Below are 676 nucleotides of genomic sequence, written 5' to 3' on the forward strand. Positions count from 1 at the left end.
GCAATACCTTCATCCAACAGTTTGCGGAACATTTCAATGCCCGTCGCTACCGTGTTCAGCGTGTCTCTGAACCCGATGATTTCCAACGGATCCCCAACGTGCACCTTGCCGCGTTCAATTCTACCCGTCGCTACCGTTCCGCGTCCCGTAATAGAGAATACGTCTTCCACCGCCATCAAGAACGGCTTGTCCGTATCGCGTTTCGGCTCCGGAATCCAAGTGTCCAACGCATCCATCAATCTGTGAATGGAAGGTTCGCCCAATTCGCTCTGATCCCCTTCAATCGCTTTCAAGGCAGATCCGCGAATGATCGGCGTGTTGTCCCGGTCAAATTCATATTTGCCCAGTAAATCGCGGATTTCTTCTTCTACTAAGTCCAACAAATCTTTGTCGTCTACCAAGTCTACTTTGTTCAAGAACACTACCAATTTCGGTACGTTCACCTGCTTGGCCAACAATACGTGTTCGCGCGTCTGCGGCATCGGGCCGTCTACAGCCGATACCACCAAAATCGCTCCGTCCATCTGCGCAGCACCCGTGATCATGTTCTTAATATAATCCGCGTGGCCGGGGCAGTCAATGTGCGCATAGTGGCGTTTCTCCGTCTCGTATTCTACGTGAGATACCGCTACCGTTACAATCTTGGAAGCGTCACGCACGACACCGCCTTTGGCAA

At 51.8% G+C, this 676-nt stretch carries 1 protein-coding gene; it reads right to left on the reverse strand.

Annotation, left to right across the window (positions count from 1 at the left end; all coding sequences use genetic code 11):
* Positions 1–676: GTP-binding protein (locus B5F75_RS07255; RefSeq protein ID WP_239406360.1), on the reverse strand; the 676-nt coding region annotated here is incomplete at both ends.

The sequence above is a fragment of the Elusimicrobium sp. An273 genome (assembly GCF_002159705.1).
Lineage (GTDB): Bacteria > Elusimicrobiota > Elusimicrobia > Elusimicrobiales > Elusimicrobiaceae > Avelusimicrobium > Avelusimicrobium gallicola.